The sequence below is a fragment of the Enterobacter sp. P82 genome (assembly GCF_037053385.1).
In the GTDB taxonomy this organism is placed as follows: Bacteria; Pseudomonadota; Gammaproteobacteria; order Enterobacterales; family Enterobacteriaceae; genus Enterobacter.
In genome coordinates this window covers 2321644-2340937 of the sequence record NZ_JBALHX010000001.1, presented here as the reverse complement: position 1 = coordinate 2340937, position 19294 = coordinate 2321644, and the positions used below count along the sequence as shown (strand labels likewise).

Annotated in this window: 18 protein-coding genes; 9 read left to right on the top strand and 9 right to left on the bottom strand. The window is 54.7% G+C overall.

Going from position 1 to position 19294, the window contains the following annotated elements; translation table 11 throughout:
* Nucleotides 1-168: 168 nt before the first annotated feature.
* A complete protein-coding gene (locus WB237_RS11220; RefSeq protein WP_049008033.1) occupies nt 169-912 on the bottom strand; it encodes an SDR family NAD(P)-dependent oxidoreductase in 744 nt (247 codons plus the stop codon).
* A 57-nt stretch (nt 913-969) separates the two neighbouring features.
* On the bottom strand, nt 970-2058 hold the full coding sequence (locus WB237_RS11215) for an oxidoreductase (RefSeq protein ID WP_336212989.1): 1089 nt from the start codon (nt 2056-2058) through the stop codon (nt 970-972).
* Between the two features lie 160 nt (nt 2059-2218).
* Here WB237_RS11215 and WB237_RS11210 point away from each other — a divergent pair, with 160 nt between their 5' ends.
* The 4 genes from WB237_RS11210 to WB237_RS11195 are packed head-to-tail and all read left to right on the top strand — an operon-like array spanning nt 2219 to nt 7046.
* Nucleotides 2219-3721: a sugar ABC transporter ATP-binding protein gene (locus WB237_RS11210; RefSeq protein WP_336212988.1), complete on the top strand. Its 1503-nt coding sequence runs from the start codon at nt 2219-2221 to the stop codon at nt 3719-3721.
* Nucleotides 3718-4713, top strand: a complete 996-nt coding sequence (locus WB237_RS11205) for an ABC transporter permease (protein ID WP_129996477.1) — start codon at nt 3718-3720, stop codon at nt 4711-4713. Before WB237_RS11210 ends, WB237_RS11205 begins: the two co-directional genes overlap by 4 nt.
* A 30-nt stretch (nt 4714-4743) precedes the next feature.
* On the top strand, nt 4744-5808 hold the full coding sequence (locus WB237_RS11200; protein WP_336212985.1) for a sugar ABC transporter substrate-binding protein: 1065 nt from the start codon (nt 4744-4746) through the stop codon (nt 5806-5808).
* Complete coding sequence (locus WB237_RS11195; RefSeq protein WP_336212983.1) at nt 5805-7046, top strand: LVIVD repeat-containing protein; 1242 nt, start codon at nt 5805-5807, stop codon at nt 7044-7046. Before WB237_RS11200 ends, WB237_RS11195 begins: the two co-directional genes overlap by 4 nt.
* Before the next feature lie 36 nt (nt 7047-7082).
* Here WB237_RS11195 and mtnK read toward each other — a convergent pair whose 3' ends face one another.
* Nucleotides 7083-8282, bottom strand: coding sequence for an S-methyl-5-thioribose kinase (gene mtnK / locus WB237_RS11190; RefSeq protein ID WP_336212980.1), 1200 nt, complete (start codon nt 8280-8282; stop codon nt 7083-7085).
* A 103-nt stretch (nt 8283-8385) separates the two neighbouring features.
* Here mtnK and mtnA point away from each other — a divergent pair, with 103 nt between their 5' ends.
* Complete coding sequence (gene mtnA / locus WB237_RS11185; protein ID WP_336212978.1) at nt 8386-9402, top strand: S-methyl-5-thioribose-1-phosphate isomerase; 1017 nt, start codon at nt 8386-8388, stop codon at nt 9400-9402.
* Nucleotides 9403-9444: 42 nt separating this feature from the next.
* The gene (locus tag WB237_RS11180; RefSeq protein ID WP_336212976.1) at nt 9445-9915 is read left to right on the top strand and encodes an SRPBCC family protein; all 471 of its coding nucleotides are present in this window, start codon (nt 9445-9447) and stop codon (nt 9913-9915) included.
* A gap of 438 nt (nt 9916-10353) precedes the next feature.
* Here the strand turns inward: WB237_RS11180 and WB237_RS11175 are convergent, their stop codons facing one another.
* From WB237_RS11175 to WB237_RS11165, 3 genes are read right to left on the bottom strand one after another with little or no spacing between them, the layout of a single operon-like run.
* On the bottom strand, nt 10354-10896 hold the full coding sequence (locus tag WB237_RS11175; protein ID WP_336212974.1) for a 1,2-dihydroxy-3-keto-5-methylthiopentene dioxygenase: 543 nt from the start codon (nt 10894-10896) through the stop codon (nt 10354-10356).
* Nucleotides 10893-11582 carry an acireductone synthase gene (mtnC, locus tag WB237_RS11170; protein ID WP_336212971.1) on the bottom strand — a complete coding sequence of 230 codons (690 nt, stop codon included), beginning with the start codon at nt 11580-11582 and terminating at the stop codon, nt 10893-10895. The genes WB237_RS11175 and mtnC overlap by 4 nt, the downstream gene beginning before the upstream one ends.
* Nucleotides 11579-12193, bottom strand: a complete 615-nt coding sequence (locus WB237_RS11165) for a methylthioribulose 1-phosphate dehydratase (protein ID WP_336212968.1) — start codon at nt 12191-12193, stop codon at nt 11579-11581. The genes mtnC and WB237_RS11165 overlap by 4 nt, the downstream gene beginning before the upstream one ends.
* 123 nt (nt 12194-12316) lie before the next feature.
* Between WB237_RS11165 and WB237_RS11160 the strand changes: the two genes are divergently transcribed.
* Nucleotides 12317-13477, top strand: coding sequence for a pyridoxal phosphate-dependent aminotransferase (locus WB237_RS11160; protein ID WP_336212966.1), 1161 nt, complete (start codon nt 12317-12319; stop codon nt 13475-13477).
* Here the strand turns inward: WB237_RS11160 and WB237_RS11155 are convergent, their stop codons facing one another.
* The 3 genes from WB237_RS11155 to citR all read right to left on the bottom strand — a co-directional run bounded on the left by WB237_RS11155 (nt 13478) and on the right by citR (nt 16387).
* Complete coding sequence (locus tag WB237_RS11155; RefSeq protein ID WP_336212963.1) at nt 13478-14104, bottom strand: IbrB-like domain-containing protein; 627 nt, start codon at nt 14102-14104, stop codon at nt 13478-13480. It abuts the gene before it with no gap.
* Nucleotides 14089-15312 carry a phosphoadenosine phosphosulfate reductase gene (locus WB237_RS11150; RefSeq protein ID WP_336212961.1) on the bottom strand — a complete coding sequence of 408 codons (1224 nt, stop codon included), beginning with the start codon at nt 15310-15312 and terminating at the stop codon, nt 14089-14091. The genes WB237_RS11155 and WB237_RS11150 overlap by 16 nt, the downstream gene beginning before the upstream one ends.
* Nucleotides 15313-15487: 175 nt before the next feature.
* On the bottom strand, nt 15488-16387 hold the full coding sequence (gene citR, locus WB237_RS11145; protein WP_336212959.1) for a DNA-binding transcriptional repressor CitR: 900 nt from the start codon (nt 16385-16387) through the stop codon (nt 15488-15490).
* A gap of 623 nt (nt 16388-17010) precedes the next feature.
* On the opposite strand from citR, the gene ahpC reads away from it, so the two are divergent.
* A complete protein-coding gene (gene ahpC / locus WB237_RS11140; protein ID WP_008501015.1) occupies nt 17011-17574 on the top strand; it encodes an alkyl hydroperoxide reductase subunit C in 564 nt (187 codons plus the stop codon).
* Nucleotides 17575-17694: 120 nt separating this feature from the next.
* Nucleotides 17695-19260 carry an alkyl hydroperoxide reductase subunit F gene (ahpF, locus tag WB237_RS11135; protein ID WP_336212956.1) on the top strand — a complete coding sequence of 522 codons (1566 nt, stop codon included), beginning with the start codon at nt 17695-17697 and terminating at the stop codon, nt 19258-19260.
* The last annotated feature ends 34 nt before the right edge of the window (nt 19261-19294 follow it).

The window sequence follows — 19294 nt, the reverse complement described above, 5'->3', positions numbered from 1 at the left end:
CGCCCACACAAAATATAAGGAAATAATAAGACTATTAGATAAATTCCGAATTTCTTATGGGGGTACTGTAGAGCGGAGAAATAACGGGAGAAAGCGGCAAAACGCGAATCGTCGACGCTGCTCGAAAAGGCCTCTGCCGGACGACAGAGGCTTGCATCATGTGTGCGATCAGGCGTTCAAACCGCCGTCAACATCCAGCCCTGTGCCGGAGATCTGTCCGGCTGCCGGGCTCGCCAGGAAGGTTACGGCGGCGGCAATGTCCTCCGGTTGACCGTAATGACCAATGGCAATCATCTGTCGCTGGGCTTCAGCCTGTTCACCGTCCTCGGGGTTCATATCGCTGTTTGTCGGGCCAGGATGGACAAGATTAACGGTAATCCCCCGTGGTCCCAGATCGCGGGCCAGTCCTCGGGTGAAAGAGTTGAGGGCGGATTTGGTCATGGCGTAAACGGCGATTCCGGGCATCGCCACGCGGTTAGCGAGACAGCTACCGATATTGATAATGCGCCCGCCGTCAGACATATGCACCAGCGCTTCCTGAGTCGTGAGCACCACGCCACGAATGTTGACGTTAATCATCGCGTCAATATCCGCAATCGTCAGGGCTTCCAGCGGGCCACCGCGCGCAATCCCGGCGTTGTTCACAAGGATATCCAGGCCTCCGAGGGTACGCGCCGCGTGAGTCACGGCCTCCTGAATGGCCTCGGCGCTGGCGCTGTCGGCCTGAACCGCCTCACAGCGCCGCCCAAGCGCTTGTATCTCACTGGCGACGGCATGGGCTTTGTCATAGGATTTTTCATACGTAATAACTACATCGGCACCGGCGCGTGCCAGTGACAGCGCAATCGCACGACCCAATCCACGGCTGGCGCCAGTAACCAGCGCCCTCTTACCTGTTAAATCGATCTGCATGATGACCTCGTTGCGAGAATGGTGAGAATCATCATTAGGTATAGACGGTTCGGGAGATTAACGGCTGAAGGATTCTACTTTCTCAAACGCGGAGCGCAGAACTTCAGGCGTGAGCGTAACCGGCAAATAGTGAATCGACTCCACCGGACGCAGGGTATGAGCAATCACCTTGTCCAGCTCCTCGCGGTTGTGGATATCCACTTCCAGTTCACGCAGCGTGGTTGGCAGATTAAAACGCTGATACGCCGCCACCAGTTGCGCCAGCACGTCATCCTGGCCGAGCAGGGCGCTTTGCACCAGAATCCCGTACGCCACTTTGGTGCCATGGAGATATTTTTCGGTTTGCGGTAACACGGTTAACCCGTTATGTACGGCATGCGCAGCCGCTACACGGGTATAGCGTTCTCCCAGACCACCGACCATCCCACCACCGGCGATAATCGCGTCCACTACGTCCCGAAACGCCTGCGTCTGTTCGCCGCGCTGCTGGTCAGCCAGTGCCTCTTCACTGCTTTCCAGCAGTACGTCACGAATAGCCAGTGCGCCGTTGATCCCAAGACGCACGGTCAGCGGCAGGTTTTCAGGCTGCGGTGCCAGTACGACCGCTTCATACCATTTCGCAAGCGTATCGCCGATGCCCGCCAGCAGGTATTCCGCCGGGGCATTCAGGATGATTTTCGGCTCCACCAGCACCAGAAAATTGGCGTCATCGAAGATTTCGAACTGCAGTGCCTGGCCCGCATCGTTATACCAGACGGAAAGCGGCGTCCATGCGGCACAGGTGGCGGCGATGGTTGGAATGGCAACAACCGGCACACCCAGACGGCGCGCCACGGCTTTGGCGGTATCGAGCAACGCCCCGCCGCCAACGCCAATCACTACGCTGCGGTCATCGCCTGATTCATTCACCAGATGGGTAACATCCCGCTCGCTACAGTGTCCCTTAAACAACAGATGTTTTGCGCCCGCGGCGTTAAAACTCTCTGGAAGGAAAGGGCGTGCCCCTTCTATCGCACGTTCGCCATAAATCCACACCGCGCGGGAAAGCTGCTCTGGGGTAAAGAAATCATTCAGATGCGCAAGGCTGCCGGGGTGTGAGAAGTAGTTCGCCGGGCCGGGCACGACGCGGATATCGGTGTTGCTCATGATGTTGTCCTTTTTAGGGAAGCGCTAACCCGATGTTATGTCTGGACATCCGGATGGCTAATAATATTTTGCTTTATCTTATGCCTTTTCCGTCGTTGTCAGTCAACCGGAGCTGTGAAAAATTCAATAAATCAAAATATTAATGAAGGATTTAACGCGGATGGTTTCCAGTCGCCTTGAGATGCGCGGTATCAGCCTGGCCTTTTCCGGCTTTCAGGCATTGTCGCGTGTGGATTTGACGTTGACCGGTGGATCCGTGCATGCACTGACCGGTGCTAATGGTGCAGGAAAATCGACGCTGATGGCGGTGTTGTGCGGGACGCACGACCACTATGAGGGTGAAATCTGCATTAATAACCAGCCGGTGACAATCCGCGAGCCGCTTGACGCCAAACGGCTGGGCATTCACCTGGTGCAGCAGGAAGTGGACGTGGCGCTGATTCCGGGATTGAGTATTGCCGAGAACATCATGCTCGACCAGCTTGCGCAGCCTGGACACCGATACAACTGGCGGGATATCCGTCAGCAGGCAAAACAGGCGTTGGCGCAGTTGGATGTGGTGCTGGATGTGCGCCGCTCTATCGACAGCTGCACCCTTGCCGAAAAACAGCAAATTTTGCTGGCGCGTGCGCTGTCGCACCACTGCCGTTTTTTGATCCTCGACGAGCCAACCGCCCCGCTGGATACGCACGAAAGTGAGCGTCTTTTTACCGTAGTGAGACGTTTGCAGCAGCAGGGCATTGGCGTGGTGTTTATCTCCCATCGCATTCATGAACTGAAAGCTATCTGCGACACCTTAACGGTGCTGCGGGACGGCAAGCTGATTGAGTCTGGCCCGATGGCGGAGCTCAGCGGCGAAGCGATCGTCGAGAAAATGCTCGGTCACGTGCTGAGCGATATCTACCCGCCTGCGCGGCCTCCACACAGTGAAGAAACCTTGCTGCGTGTTGAAGGACTGCACGATGAAGCGCTGCTGAAAGATATCTCCCTGCACCTGCGCAAAGGCGAAATTCTCGGTATTGCCGGGCTGGCGGGCGCAGGCAAGACCGAACTCTGCAAGGCACTGTTTGGTGCCAGCAAAAGCCGCGTGGCGCGCGGTGAGCTGAATCATGAAACCTGGCAGCCGCGTGACCCGGCAGATTCGGTACTGCGCGGTCTGGCGCTGGTGCCGGAAGAACGACGCAAAGAGGGCATCTTTATTGATGAGCCGGTAAGCATGAATCTGTCGGTGACAGCGGATAACTCTTTTTCGCGCTGGAGCCTGTTTGGCCATCGCCAGGCGTGGCGCTGGGCGGAAGAGGTGATTGCCCGCGTGGGCGTACGAGCGCGCGGGCCGGGGCAGATGTTGCGCCGCTTGTCCGGCGGGAACCAGCAGAAGGTCGCCATCGGCAAGTGGCTGCGCAATGACGCCAGCGTGCTGATATTCGACGAGCCGACCAAAGGCGTGGATGTGAAAGCCAAAACCGATCTGTTCCAGCTCATTGACGGCCTGGCGCGCGAGGGCAAAGGCGTCATTTATGCCTCCGGTGAATTTGCCGAGCTGGTGGGCTTGTGTGACCGCATCTGCGTGCTGTGGGACGGCCGAATTGTGGCGGAAATCACCGGGGCCGAGGCCCGCGAAGAGACACTACTTTATTATTCAACCGGAGGAACGGCGTCGTGAGCAAGGCCCTTTCAGTGAACGCGGCGGCGTCTGGCCGTCAGCAGATTTTCGATTTTCTCTACAAGTGGGGCATGTTGCTGACCGTTGTCGCGCTGGTGGCCGTCTTTGGCCTGGCGTCGGACAGCTTCCTTGATCCAAACAACATCATCAACATTCTGCGCTCGATTGCCATCGTGACGGTGATTGCCATTGGCGTGTCGATTTCGCTGACCGTCGGTGGGTTTGATCTCTCCGTTGGGTCAACTGCGTCGCTGGCGAACGCGCTGGTGATTTCGCTATTCGTCTGGCACGGCTTCGGCACCACCGAGTCGATTCTGATCACCCTTGCGCTCTGTACGCTGGTCGGGCTGTTCAATGCCTTTCTGATCGTCATCCTGCGAATTCCGGACATGCTGGCTACGCTTGCCAGCCTGTTTGTGATTCAGGGGGTAGCGATGACCTACAGCTATGGCGGGTCGATCACTGAGAACATGGTGCTGCCGAGCGGCGATATGGCGGAAGGAACCATTCCGGCGACGTTCAGCCTGCTGGGGCAGGTACCAACCATCGTGATCATTATGCTGGTGGTGACCATTGTGGCCCAGCTTGGCCTCTCGCTTACCACCCACGGACGCCGTATGTATGCCATCGGTGGCAACCCGGAAGCGGCGCGTCTCTCTGGTATTCGCACCACGCGCTACAAGGTGGCAGCCTATGTGATTGCCTCTTTGCTGGCTGGACTCGGCGGCATTTTGCTGGCGTCCCGCATTGGCTCGTCGCAGGTGAATGCGGGCGGCGGCTATCTGATGGATGCAGTGGCGGCCGCGTGGATTGGATTCTCGCTGGCAGGCTCAGGCAAACCGAACGCGCTCGGGACGCTGGTTGGGGCGGTGATCCTCGGCGTGCTGTCGAATGGCCTGGTGATGCTGTCGGTACCGTATTACGCCATGGACATTATAAAAGGGCTGGTGCTCGCCGTGGCGCTGGCGATTACCTACATACAAAAACGCTAACGATTTATAACAACACAACGGGATAACAGAATGAAAAAAATCGCACTCTCTTTGGTGGCATTGGGTTTATTGACTGCACTGCCCGGCTATGCGGCGACGCCGACGCCGGTTCCGGCAGCCATTGCGAACCATGATGGCCCGATCCGCATTGCCGTGATCCGCAACCTCGGCTCAGACGACAACACTACCCAGTTTGTCGCCGGTGCCATTCAGGAAGGGAAAAAACTTGGCTTTAAGGTCAGCACCTTTTTAAGTAACGGTGATGACGCCAAATTCCAGGACTTTGTGAACCAGGCGATTAGCCAGAAATATGACGGGATCATTCTCTCTCAGGGCCGTGACCCGTACGCGACGGCGCTGGTGAAGAAAGCGGTGGATGCCGGGATTAAGGTTTCGGTATTTGATACCGCCGTTAGCGGCGAGATCCCGGGCGTGACCGTCACCCAGCAGGATGATGCCTCCCTGACCAATCTCTCCTTCGGCCAACTGGCGAAAGATTTCAACGGCAAAGCCAACATCGTCAAGCTGTGGGTTGCCGGCTTCCCGCCGATGGAACGCCGTCAGGCCGCGTATAAAGAACTGCAAAAGCAGTACCCGGATATCAAAGAGCTGGAGTCCATCGGCGCAGTGTCTTCTGACGTGCAGGGCGACACGGCCAACAAAGTGGGTGCGATTCTGGCGAAATACCCGAAAGGCAAAATCGACGCCATCTGGGGAACCTGGGATGCGTTCAGCCAGGGCGCATATAAGGCCCTGAAAGAGAATGGCCGCACCGAAATCAAACTCTACAGCATCGACATTTCTAACCAGGATCTCCAGCTGATGCGTGAGCCGGGCAGTCCGTGGAAAGTGAGCGTGGCAGTCGATCCGAAGCTGATTGGTGCCACCAACGTGCGTCTGGTGGCGAACAAGATTGCCGGGGAAGCGACGCCAGCAACCTATGACTTCAAAGCTGCGGCGATCCCGCAGGCGCTGCTGACCGCCCAACCGGGTGCGGTGAACGTGGCGTCTCTGGGGAAAATTATTCCGGGCTGGGGCCAGACCGAAGATTTTATCGCACCGTGGTTTGCGACGCTGGAAGCGAAACATAAATGAGTGTGCTGCCCACGCCTGAATACAGCCGCAATATGCGGCTGATAGGCCATAGCGACCAGGGCGGTCGCCCGGACGGCGTGCAGCTGATGGTGCATCGCGGTTTTGCCTATATTGGCCATATGGTGTCGCAAGGGTTTTCGATTGTGGACGTGCGTGACCCGAAAAATCCAAAAGCCGCAGGCTACGTGCCTGCGCCGCCGGGCACCTGGAACGTTCATTTGCAGGCACATGATGACCTGCTGCTGGTGATTAACGCCCGCGATCTTTTTGCCGATGCCCGTTTCGCCGACGAAAAGGTCTACTACACCCGTCAGGTGGGGGAGACCGTCAGCGATGTTCGGGATAAAGGCTGGAGCGCCGGGCTGCGGATATTTGATATCTCCACGCCGGACACGCCGTGCGAAATCGGTTTTCTGTCACTGAACGGCATCGGCATTCACCGCATCTGGTACGTCGGCGGGCGCTGGGCTTACGTCTCGGCGCTGATCGATGGTTTTACCGATTATATTTTCCTGACCATCGATCTGACCGATCCGCGCAAGCCTGAGGTGGCGGGGCGCTGGTGGCTGCCGGGGATGAACCAGGCCGAAGGCGAGCAGCCGGAGTGGCCGGAAGGCAAACGCTACGCGCTGCACCACGCGATTATCGCCGGGGACACGGCCTACGGCAGCTGGCGTGATGGTGGGCTGACATTGTTGGACGTGAAAGACCGCACCCAGCCGAAGCTGATTAGCCACCGTAACTGGAGCCCACCGTTTGGGGGAGGCACCCACACCGCGCTACCGTTGCCGGACCGCGATCTGCTGGTGGTGCTCGACGAAGCGGTGCTGGATAACCAGGAAGATGGTGAGAAGCTGATCTGGTTGTTTGATATTCGCGAGCCAGCGAACCCTGTGAGTATTTCGACTTTCCCGCAGCCGGATGAGATTGATTATGTGGCGAAAGGGGCGCACTTCGGCCCGCATAATCTGCATGAAAACCGGCCGGGGAGCTTTGTCAGTTCAACGCTGATTTTTGCCACGTACCAGAATGCGGGCGTGCGCGCGTATGACATTTCCAATCCGTATCGCCCGGTGGAAACGGGCGCGCTGGTGCCCGCGGCACCGGAGAGGATGATGGATACGCGGCCAAATCGCCCGCAGGTGATCCAGTCCTGCGATGTGTTTGTGGACGCGCAGGGAATTATCTACAGCACGGATTATAACGGCGGGTTGTCGGTGATTGAGTATCTGGGGTAGGTTTTTGACCCTCTCCCTGTGGGGAGAGGGAGAAACTTAGCTGTACTGACGCACCCTTGCCACCAGTTCTTCCACGCTGTCGATGCGCTCGGCAAGCACAATCAACGCTCTGCCGAGCGTAATGGCGTGGCGCAGGCATTCGTGGCGCATGGCGTCGTCCTGAATGGTGTCGATATCTGCCACGTGGGAAAGCCCGACACTACGGCGAATCAACTCGGTGCCGCAGAACCCGATGGTGTCATGCCAGACCTTTTTGAGGAACGCGGAGGCGTAGCCCGGTGCGCTGAGCGCGGTGTCGCGGGTTTTCTCGTTTGCCAGCGCCTGGAAGCGTTCAGCGAAGGTCGTCCACAGCTCCTGAATATCCGTCAGACGCTGCTCGCGGGCGGCAGCGGCATCGCGAATACCCAGATGCCCAGGCAGGCCGCAGAAGTTCAGCAGCAGGTTGCCGATGGCGGTGCCGACATCAAAGCCAATCGGACCGAAGTAACCGAACTCGGCGTCGATGGCCTTCAGGCTACCGTCTGCCACGAAAATCGAGCCGCTGTGAATATCCCCGTGCAGCAGCGCTTCAGCGTGGGAGAAGAAACGGTGCTTGAGTGAGGCCACCGCGATTTTTAACTGAGCATCGTCACGCAGAGCAGCAACGTCGTTTTCCAGCTCGGCAGGGTAGTTGTTGCGCTCGTGGATCTGGTACGGATCGTTGAAGAACAGATCTTCAGTGATTTCGCACATCTCCGGGTTAATGAACTTCGCCACCTGCGCTTTTTTATCGTGCGGGTGCAGATAAAAATCGCTGGTATGGAACAGGGTGCGTGCCAGGTATTCCCCCAGCTGTTGCGCGGCCTGCGGGTAGTAGCGGTTATTAATCAACTCGCCGCGCCAGATGTTATGGCTGGAGAGATCTTCCATCACCATCACCGCCAGTGCCGGGTCAAAGTGGTGGATTTTCACGGTGTGCTGCGGGCTGTGCTGATAGTGCTCGACGAGGGTTTGCGCTTCAAGACGGGCGCGATCCAGCGTCAGTGGCCAGGATTCGCCAACACAGCGCACGTAAGGTAGTGCCTGCTTGACGATAATGCGGCTTACGCCTGCGGTATCAAATATTTTGAACACCAGATTGAGGTTACCGTCGCCCACTTCCTGCGCTTCCACCAGTGAGGAGGGATCGTCAAGGCCGCCAAACTGCTTTGCATACTCCAGGGCGTCCTGGGCGGTAAAGGTACGGTATTGCGACATTGCTGCTCCTCACGGGTTTGCTAATAAAGACATGTAGACGTCTATACTTCTGGATTTCATCCTGACACAATGTGCTACATCAACGCAACAGAGAATTAACGACATGCAGACATTACAGACGACCAGCCTGCGGGTGGCGGAAAATCAGCTATTTATTCTCGATCAGCAGGCGCTTCCGCAGGAGAAACGCTGGCTGGACGCCTCTACGGTAGAGTTGCTGGTGGGGCATATTCGCGCTCTGCGGGTGCGCGGCGCGCCGCTGATTGGCCTCTCTGCAAGCCTGCTGCTGGCGCTGCTGGCTGAAAACGGCAAAAGTCGAGACGAACTGGCACTGGCACTGGAGACACTGCGCGCCTCCCGCCCGACGGCGGTGAACCTGATGAACAACCTCGACCGCATGAAGCTGGCGCTATGGCAGGAAGATTTTGTTTCGGCGCTGGTGGCGGAAGCACTGCGTCTGATCGACGAAGACAAACAGCTTTGCGATGCTATTGCGAAAGCCGGTAGCGCGTTGGTTAAACCCGGCAGCCGCCTGCTGACCCACTGCAACACCGGCGGGCTGGCAACGGCAGGCGTTGGTACGGCGCTTGGGGTGATTGCCCGTGCCCATCAGGAAGGTAAGATCAGCAACGTCTGGGTGGATGAAACGCGTCCTCTGTTGCAAGGCGGAAGGTTGACCGCATGGGAGCTGGGGGAGCTGGGGGTACCGTATCAGCTGATTACCGATTCCATGGCCGCGAGTCTGATGGCAAAAGGGCTGGTAGACGCCGTATGGGTAGGTGCAGACCGCATTGCCGCTAACGGTGACGTGGCGAACAAAATCGGCACTTACTCGCTGGCGGTGCTGGCGAAATTCCACGGCATTCCGTTCTACGTGGCCGCTCCGCAAACCACGCTCGACTCGGATTGCCCAAACGGCGAAGCTATCCCAATAGAACAACGCGCCGCCAGCGAAGTGACGGGCGTGGCGGGAAGTTTTGGCGCGGTGCAGTGGGCACCGGAAAACGCACGGGTTTATAACCCGGCGTTTGACGTTACGCCTGCATCGCTTATTAGTGGATGGGTGCTGGATACCGGCGTAGTGATGCCAGAGGACGTGGCAAAGGGGAAATTTGCCTGAGCCTGGCTATCCTTTAAGGGTTTCCCCTTAGAGGACAGAATCGTGAAGCTTGATCCTAACACTGACCTAAAACTGGAACGCGTGGTGGATGCACCACGCGACCTGCTGTGGCTCTGCTGGAGCACACCGGAACACATCAAAAATTTCTTTATCCCTGCCCCCCATAAAGTGACCGAATGCGATCTCGACCTGCGCGTGGGCGGACGGTTTAACACCGTTTTTGAGGTAGATGGACAACGGATGGACAACAAGGGCGTCTTTCTGGAGATCGACCCTGGCAGGAAACTGGTCTTCACCGATGGCTACACCGAGGACTGGAAACCGGCCGAAAAACCGTTTATGACAGCAATCCTGCTGCTGGAAGATGCGGGAGAGGGCAAAACCCGTTACACCGCGATTGCCCGCCATCCCACGGCGGAAATCCGTGAACAGCACGAGCAGATGGGCTTCCACGAAGGGTGGGGGATTGTGCTGGATCAGCTGGTGGCGTATGTGAAGGGGCTGAAGGTGTAGTGCTCTTAGACCCCCTCTCCCACTGGGGGGAGGGATCCCCAGTAATTTTTTAACTAAAAGCGAAGAATATTGCTTCAGGAAAATTAATGGCTTACAGCGATGTCCTGGTCCGGCTGTAAATCGCTGAGGCGTTTCCTGCAGGCCGGGGCGAGGCGCAGGGATGCGCCGAGAGGGCGGGCTTTACATGGATGTTTCCTCCGCCCGTCCCCGATAAGCCGGAAGGAATAAGCCTAAGGTACCGCGAAGCGGCGATTGAGCCGCCATGGCACGTTCACGGGTATTGTCGTTACAGAGTAGCAAGGAACGTAAAGTGAACGGAATAACCTCCACTTCTGTATGTTCCCCCTCACCCCAGCCCTCTCCCAACGGGAGAGGGGGTCGTCCGTGCTGGTGTTATTTTGTGGGGATCCCTCAGCCCAACGGGAGAGGGAGAAATGATTACGCGAGTTTCGGATACGCATCCGCGATCGAATCACCGGTAAACTGTGCAATCCATCCCTCCGGGTTATCGAAAATACGGATCGCAGTAAAGTTCGGCTCTGAACCCATATCAAACCAGTGCGGCGTGCCTGCTGGCACGGAAATCAGGTCGTTTTTCTCGCACAGCACCTGATACACCTCATCGCCAATGTGCAGGCAGAACAACCCAGCGCCTTCCACAAAGAAACGCACTTCATCTTCGCCGTGAGTATGTTCATTCAGGAACTTCGCGCGCAGCGCCTCTTTCTGCGGGTTGTCGGCGCGCAGGCTGATCACGTCCCAGCTCTGATAGCCTTTCTCCGCCACCAGCTTGTCGATGGCATGCTGATACGCCTCGATCACGGCTTCCGGTGCAGGGTCGCGGCCTAAATCACGATCCGCAGCCCAGCGTTCAAACCGCACACCTTTAGCGTTGAGCTGTTGGGCGATCTCGGTTGCGTTGGTGCTGTGCCACTGGTGTTGGCTGGCGTCTTTATCAGAATAAATGGTCAATGCGCTCATGAAGGGATCTGCTCCGGATTAATCTCGTCGAACTGGTGAACCTGATGGTGATGGCTTGCGCCGTCATCATCACCACGAATCAGTTGCAGGGTGCGAAAGCCTGCCTGTTCAGCGGCGTCCAGCTCCTGATGAATATCCGACAGGAACAGGATCTGCGACGGGGCAATACCCGTTTGCGTCGCAATGTTCTGATAAGACTGCACGTCGCGCTTGGCACCAATGTGGGTATCAAAATAACCGCTGAACAGATGAGTAATATCACCTTCGTCGCTGTAGCCAAATAACAGTTTCTGCGCAGCAACGGAGCCAGAGGAATAAACATAGAGATCAATGCCTTGCGCTTTCCATTTTTCCAGCGAAGGCAGCACGTCCGGGTAGAGATGGCCGGTAAAGTCACCGTTCACATAGCCGTCGTGCCAGATGATGCCTTGCAGGGCCTTCAGCGCAGTTGATTTGCGGTCTTCATCCATAAAAGCAAACAGGGCGTCGATAAGCTCGCTGGTGCTGGCGTGCGGGCTGCTGATTTCATCACGCAGATTGTCCAGAATTGAGTTGACCGGCTCGGCGTACTGCTGGGCAGTCACGAAGGCCGCCAGCCGTTCACGCGCGTAGGGGAACAAAACATCGTGGACAAAACGGATATCGCTGGTGGTACCTTCAATATCCATCACAATTGCGCGAATCATACTCTCTCCAGTTGTCGTAAACGTATTTCGCATTCAAAAAGGAATTCTAATCCTTCCAGATGACGGCGGGCTTCGGCCACGTCACGTCCCCAGCAGGTTAAGCCATGGCCGCGCAGAAGAAAACCATAATTAAGCGGGTGTTCCTGAGCGTAATGGGCGATTCGCGAGGCGAGGGCGTCAATATCCTGGTCGTTATCAAACACCGGGATAGTGACCGTTTCCAGATGCGAGGTCTGTCCGGTAAGGGATTTTTGCATCTCGAAACCACTGATTTTCAGCTCGGCTTCTTTGACCAGACGGGATAACACCGTGGCGTTGACGGTGTGGACATGCAGCACCGCGTTGGCCTCCGGGAACAGGCGGTAAATCAGCGTATGGAGGCCGGTTTCTGCTGACGGCTTACGGCCCGACGGTGCGCGGTTGGTGGCGATCTCCACCTGCAAAAAATCGTCTGTGGTGAGGCTGCCTTTATCTTTGCCAGACTCACTGAGCCAGCAAAGCTGCGCATCCTGACGCACCGACATATTACCGCCGGTCGCGGGTGCCCAGCCTTTGGCGCCAATCCAGCGGCAGGCATCGACCAGGTGTGTGAGTTGCAGGTTGTCTGTCATTTTCCTTTTGCCCTCCCGGACAGGAATATGGATATGGTTTAGACGTCTAAGCGTCTTGATTGCCAAAGACTAACATCGTGTTATAGTGGCAGCAACATAAGTATTACAAGCAGGCACAATACAATGAGCAACAACGCATTGATTCCGCAGAGTAAACTTCCCAATCTTGGCACCACCATCTTCACGCAGATGAGTGCGCTGGCGCAGCAACATAACGCCATTAATCTTTCGCAAGGGTTCCCGGATTTTGACGGCCCGGCTTATCTGCAGGAACGTCTGGCGTACCATGTTGCACAGGGGGCGAATCAGTATGCGCCGATGACGGGCGTACAGGCGCTGCGGGACGCCATCGCGGACAAGACGGCCGAGCTATATGGCTATAAGCCCGATGCGGCCAGCGACATTACGGTAACCGCCGGGGCGACCGAAGCGCTGTATGCGGCCATTACTGCGCTGGTGCGTAGGGGCGATGAGGTTATCTGCTTTGACCCGAGCTACGACAGCTATGCGCCTGCGGTTGAACTTTCCGGCGGCGTGGTGAAACGTGTGGCGCTTCAGCCACCGTATTTCCGCCCTGACTGGCAGGCGTTCGCCGCGCTGCTGAGCGACAAAACCCGCCTGGTGATCCTGAATACACCGCATAACCCGTCTGCGACGGTGTGGCAGAAAGCTGATTTCGCGGCGCTGTGGCAGGCCATTGGTGACCGTGAAATTTACGTGCTGAGCGATGAAGTTTACGAGCACATCTGTTTTGCAGAAGAAGGTCACGCCAGCGTACTGGCCCATCCGCAGCTTCGCGAGCGGGCGATCGCTGTCTCGTCATTCGGTAAAACTTACCATATGACCGGCTGGAAAGTGGGCTACTGCGTGGCACCGGCAGCCATCAGTGCTGAATTGCGTAAAGTGCACCAGTACCTGACGTTTGCGGTGAACACGCCAGCTCAACTGGCACTGGCGGATATGCTGCGAGCAAAACCAGAGCATTATCGCGATCTGCCCGATTTCTATCGTGAACGTCGGGATCTGTTTGTGAATGCGCTGAGTAAAAGCCGTCTGGAAATTTTACCGTCTGAAGGTACGTACTTCCTGCTGGCAGATTACAGTGCTATTTCGGATCTGGATGATGTGAGTTTCTGCCAGTGGTTGACAAAAGAAGTGGGTGTGGCAGCCATTCCTCTGTCGGTTTTCTGCGCCGATCCCTTCCCGCATAAACTTATCCGCCTTTGCTTCGCAAAGCAGGAATCGACGCTACTGGCGGCTGCAGAGCGCCTGAACACACTCTGATTATTTTACCGTCCAGGCTTCTGAGTAACGGCGGTCTGCAAACAGTTCCAGCAGACCGTTGATTTGTTTGAGACGCAGGACCTCGTCGCTGTCCATACCGAGCTCTTTGCTAATTTTCTCATCATTCCAGCCAAGCTGTGCCAGTTCACGGACGATGTCTGACATGGCATTGATCTGGTGTCGACCACGCGCCCGGTTGTGACGAATGGTTGCGGCCATGCGGTTATTTTTATCCTGTCGGTCCTGGCGCAGGCAGGTGACGGGTAGGTATCCCTTGAGCTGATGCTTTAGCGCCGCCCGTTGGGTGCCGATTTCATGGCGATGAAAACCATCAACGATTTCGTAGTGCTGTGGTTCACTTTCTGTTACCACGATAGGTTGGGTGAATCCATCAAGTTCCAGCGATTGACTGAGCAGCCGCTTTTCAGGAGGTGCAACATTATTGGGGTTGTAATCGTTGGCGGTAATCGCGTCCTGCCTGATCCAGAGGACACAGTCTATAGGTTGCTCGCGAAAAGGGCTGTTTCGATGTATTGCTTCACGAAATGCATTTATCGCGTTAATTCGCTCCTCTTCGGGAAGTGACTGAAGATACGTTTCCATCTCGGTGATTATTCTTTGTCGCATAAAATGCCCCACTCCTTGCGTTTAGCCTTCATTCTGTCGCTGTAGCGTTGATAATATTTGGGCTTATTAGGGCTGAATGACAACGCCCTGCACCAGTAATCGTTATTGAGTAAAACCTTGCAAATACGGCGCCATGAAGGGATGTCTCTGGAGCCGATATCACCGTCCTGCGTATCGGGAATATCGGCCATACCCCTCTTCTGATACCAGTGCAGGTAAATGGCGATTTTATTGCGGTAATGTTCTGCTGTATTTTGCGGCATGCTGTCGAGGAGCAGCATGGCATATTCGCGCCAGCAAAGGTGTTCGGGTTTGAGGATTTTCCTGTGACCATAAAAATGGTTATCGTGACCGGCATAGATCCCTCCGCTGCGCACGCCGCTTACCCGTTCACACATGGCCGCCCAGCGTTCAGGCTCAACAACATGGTAGAGCCACAACCCCTGGCGTTGCTCCGGGCCAAAGGGTTCACAGATGCGCATATAGCGAGGCGGCACCCCAGCCTGGAACATCAGGTCATAGAGCGGGTTATAACAACATCCCGATTCGGCGAACCAGGTCCAGATATCGGCGGTTTTCCAGTCGTAGAGAGGGTAGATATACCAGGCGTGTCCACCCGGTGCGACGCTCGTCCAGGGTTTATCATCTGCAAACCGCTGCTTACGTGCCGAAGCGATAGCCAGAAAACGGTTGTAAGACTCATCGGCGCGAATACCAATCAGCACGGCTGCCGGGCGATTGCATGAATACCAGTCGGAGAAACAGCGGACAAAGGTCTCAAACGTCATTCCAGGCTGGTAGAAAGGAAAATAGTTGGGATCGGTTATCGCATCTTCTGGTGGCTGGCGAACCCAGTGAGTACCGGGTTCCCAGCATTGCCATTCCGGCTGGAATTGTGACAGAGAATTTTGCGTTGTCAGGGGAAGTGCCACCCACCAGAAATGGTCAATAACATCGCTGTACAGTTCCCGGATATGTTCAACATGGGTGATGGTATGGGAAAATTGTGCTTCCCAGTCGATAAAGAGCACATCTATTTTGGTTTTCATCAGACGTGCCTGCCGGGCAACAAGATGCAGCATGACGGTGGAGTCTTTACCCCCTGAAAAAGAGACGCAGGTCCTGGGTAAATGCTCGAGAGTCCATTTTATTCGCTCCCGTGCGGCAGTGAGAACATCCTGGTTCAGAGGGGTCTTATAAATTGACATGGTTATTCTCATCCTGAGTAATAAATACCAGACGTTAGTGTCAAGGCTGGAGAAAGGATTGTATCAGTCAAAAAAATAAATGAATGTAAAAAATAATGCGTTTATTTATATAACGACGGTGTATGTTTTTGAAAGCTTGTGGCTCCGTTTTTTTTGCCGGAGCCACGAAAAGACGTCATGGTAAGGTTATTTCCTCAATGAAACTTGCGAATGCTGAGCTGTTTAACGCAGAGCGATTATACATCATGTAAATATCAACGCCTGGGAATTGGATGTCAGTTTCGATTTTACGTAATTTTAGTGCGGAACCATATTGTTCAAAGGCCGCTGCGGGCGTTAATCCAATGAGGTCGGATGAACTGATCATCGTCAGAAGCGAAATAAAAGAGTCGCTACGAAAGACAATATTTCTTTCCGTTAAAAAGTGTTCGACCTGTTCCTGATAGGCTTTAACGCTGCTCGCATCGCTCAGGTAGGCGGTGAAGTTTTCATTGAGAATCTCTTCGCACGTCGGGTTTTCTCTGATGCGTGGATGATCCTCCCGACAAACCAGAACAAAAGGAAGTTGATAAAACCGACCGCAGGTGATGGAGCGGCTGTTTAAGGGCGTAAACGAAAAAACCAGGTCCGCTTTTCGGTAGGCCAGCAGATCTTCTGCTGAATCCGGAGAAAGAAAAACATCATGCAATTCAACTTCATAGTTATACTTATCCATGAGCAGTTTCATCGGGCCAAGCATGATTTTTGTGCTCAAAACCTGCGGACAGTAGATCACAAAACTCTTCTTTAGCCCACTGCTGTGCATCATGTTAATGGTCTGCTCGAGCTGGTTAAGATTTTGCTCCAGATGTTGATGCAGATTGACGCCGACGGTGGTCGGGGTGATCCCTTTACCGGAACGGATAAAGAGCGGGTCGTTAAGTTGACCTCGCAAACGTTGCAGCGACTGGCTTACCGCGGACGGCGTGATATAGAGCGTCTCGGCCGCTTTACTGATACTCAGATGTTGATAAATACACTCAAAAATAACTAACAGGTTAAGGTCGAATTTTTTAAGGTCGTAGAGGTTTGCCATGTTTCGTCCTGAGGATGCTGTGTTTGCTATGGTTATCACATCACTGATAACTATAGTTTGAAGTTAACCATTTACAATCCTTGTGGCTAACGCTCTTAATTTTAATTTAAACTCATCTTAATATATCACGGCGTCAGATTATTGAAATAGTACTTCAAAAGTGATTAAGGTAATTTTATCTTAAAAATTCAGGTGGCCGTTTTAAATAACAACTGTCATTTATAAATGACGATATTTTTATCACGAAAATAAATGTATAACGCGCCGGAATGATGTTAGGCGTAACCTATTGCAGCCATAGACAGGAATGTCGCTCTTATGGATTGCCCAATACCTGTACGGGTGGTGTAATCAAGCCGCTGTTACTGCCTTGATATAAAGGGTCGTAGAGCGCAACGCAACGCCAGTTTCGGCTGGCACTGAATGTACCCGCGGGGAATTCAGGTATCAGGGCCGCCCGTTGAGGCGGCCTTTTTACTTTTGGCGTTTCCTTTAAAAGGTTCACCTTATTGTCTTGTTTGTGTTGTTAGGTATCGCTGATTGATTTGATAACGCAAACGCATTAGCCCCGATGAGCAAAGTTGGTTACCTTACTTCTCAACGAAAACACGGAGGAAGTACAGATGTCTTTGATTAATACCAAAATTAAACCTTTCAAAAACCAGGCGTTCAAAAACGGCGAATTCATTGAAGTCACTGAGAAAGATACCGAAGGTCGCTGGAGCGTGTTCTTCTTCTATCCGGCTGACTTTACTTTTGTTTGCCCGACCGAACTGGGTGACGTTGCAGACCATTACGACGAACTGCAGAAGCTGGGCGTAGACGTTTACTCTGTGTCCACCGACACTCACTTCACTCATAAAGCATGGCACAGCAGCTCTGAAACCATCGCGAAAATCAAATACGCGATGATCGGCGACCCGACTGGCGCCCTGACCCGTAACTTCGACAACATGCGTGAAGATGAAGGCCTGGCTGACCGTGCGACCTTCGTCGTTGACCCACAGGGTATTATTCAGGCTATCGAAGTTACCGCTGAAGGTATCGGCCGTGATGCTTCTGACCTGCTGCGTAAAGTGAAAGCTGCTCAGTACGTAGCGTCTCACCCAGGTGAAGTGTGCCCGGCGAAATGGAAAGAAGGCGAAGCGACTCTGGCTCCATCCCTGGACCTGGTTGGTAAAATCTAAGTCTTGTCCACCCAATGGGCGCACCCGCGCCCATTTCATTCCAGCACCATGATGCAAGTTGCATTCAGGCCGCCTGTATAAGGCAGCTTGCATGATGACGTTTTAAGAGAGGGAAGAACAATGCTCGACACTAACATGAAAACCCAGCTCAAGGCGTACCTTGAGAAACTGACTAAACCTGTTGAGCTGATTGCCACGCTGGATGACAGCGCGAAATCGGCAGAGATCAAGGAACTGCTGACAGAGATCGCTGAACTGTCACCGAAAGTGATCTTCAAAGAAGATAATGCGCGTGCCGTCCGCAAACCGTCTTTCCTGATTACCAACCCGGGTTCTGACCAGGGGCCGCGCTTTGCCGGTTCTCCGCTGGGGCATGAATTTACGTCGCTGGTGCTGGCACTGCTGTGGACTGGCGGTCATCCGTCAAAAGAAGCGCAGGCGCTGCTGGAACAGATCCGTGATATCGACGGTGATTTTGAGTTTGAAACCTATTATTCACTCTCCTGCCACAACTGCCCTGATGTGGTGCAGGCGCTGAACCTGATGTCGGTTCTGAACCCACGCATCAAACACACGGCGATCGACGGTGGTACGTTCCAGAACGAAATCACCGATCGCAACGTGATGGGGGTTCCGGCTGTATACATGAACGGTAAAGAATTTGGCCAGGGCCGCATGACGCTCACCGAAATCGTTGCCAAAGTGGACACTGGCGCTGAAAAACGTGCGGCGGAAGAGCTGAACAAACGCGAGGCTTACGACGTGCTGATTGTCGGTTCCGGTCCGGCGGGCGCGGCAGCGGCGGTTTACTCTGCCCGTAAAGGGATTCGTACCGGTCTGATGGGCGAGCGCTTTGGTGGTCAGGTACTGGATACGGTGGACATCGAAAACTATATCTCGGTACCGAAAACCGAAGGTCAGAAACTGGCTGGCGCACTAAAGGCGCACGTCAGCGACTATGCCGTAGATGTGATTGACAGCCAGAGCGCCAGCAAACTGGTTCCGGCTGCAGTAGAAGGCGGTTTACACCAGATTGAAACGGCCTCCGGCGCAGTATTGAAAGCACGCAGCATCATCATTGCCACCGGTGCAAAATGGCGCAATATGAACGTCCCGGGAGAAGATCAGTACCGCACCAAAGGCGTGACCTATTGTCCTCACTGCGACGGCCCACTGTTCAAAGGTAAACGCGTGGCGGTGATTGGCGGCGGCAACTCTGGTGTGGAAGCGGCTATTGACCTGGCCGGTATTGTTGAACATGTGACTCTGCTTGAGTTCGCGCCAGAAATGAAAGCGGATCAGGTGCTGCAGGACAAAGTGCGCAGCCTGAAAAACGTCGACATCGTACTGAATGCACAGACCACGGAAGTGAAGGGTGACGGCAGCAAAGTGACCGGACTGGAATACCGTGACCGCGTGAGTGGCGATGTGCATAACGTTCAGCTTTCCGGGATCTTCGTCCAGATTGGTCTGCTGCCGAACACCACCTGGCTGGAAGGTGCGATTGAGCGCAACCGCATGGGTGAAATCATCATTGATGCGAAGTGTGAAACCAGCGTAAAAGGCGTGTTTGCGGCGGGTGACTGTACGACTGTGCCGTACAAACAGATCATCATCGCCACTGGCGAAGGGGCGAAGGCGTCGCTGAGTTCGTTTGACTATCTGATCCGCACCAAAACCGCATAACAAAAGAAAGTAAGACTACACCTGCAAAATCAAG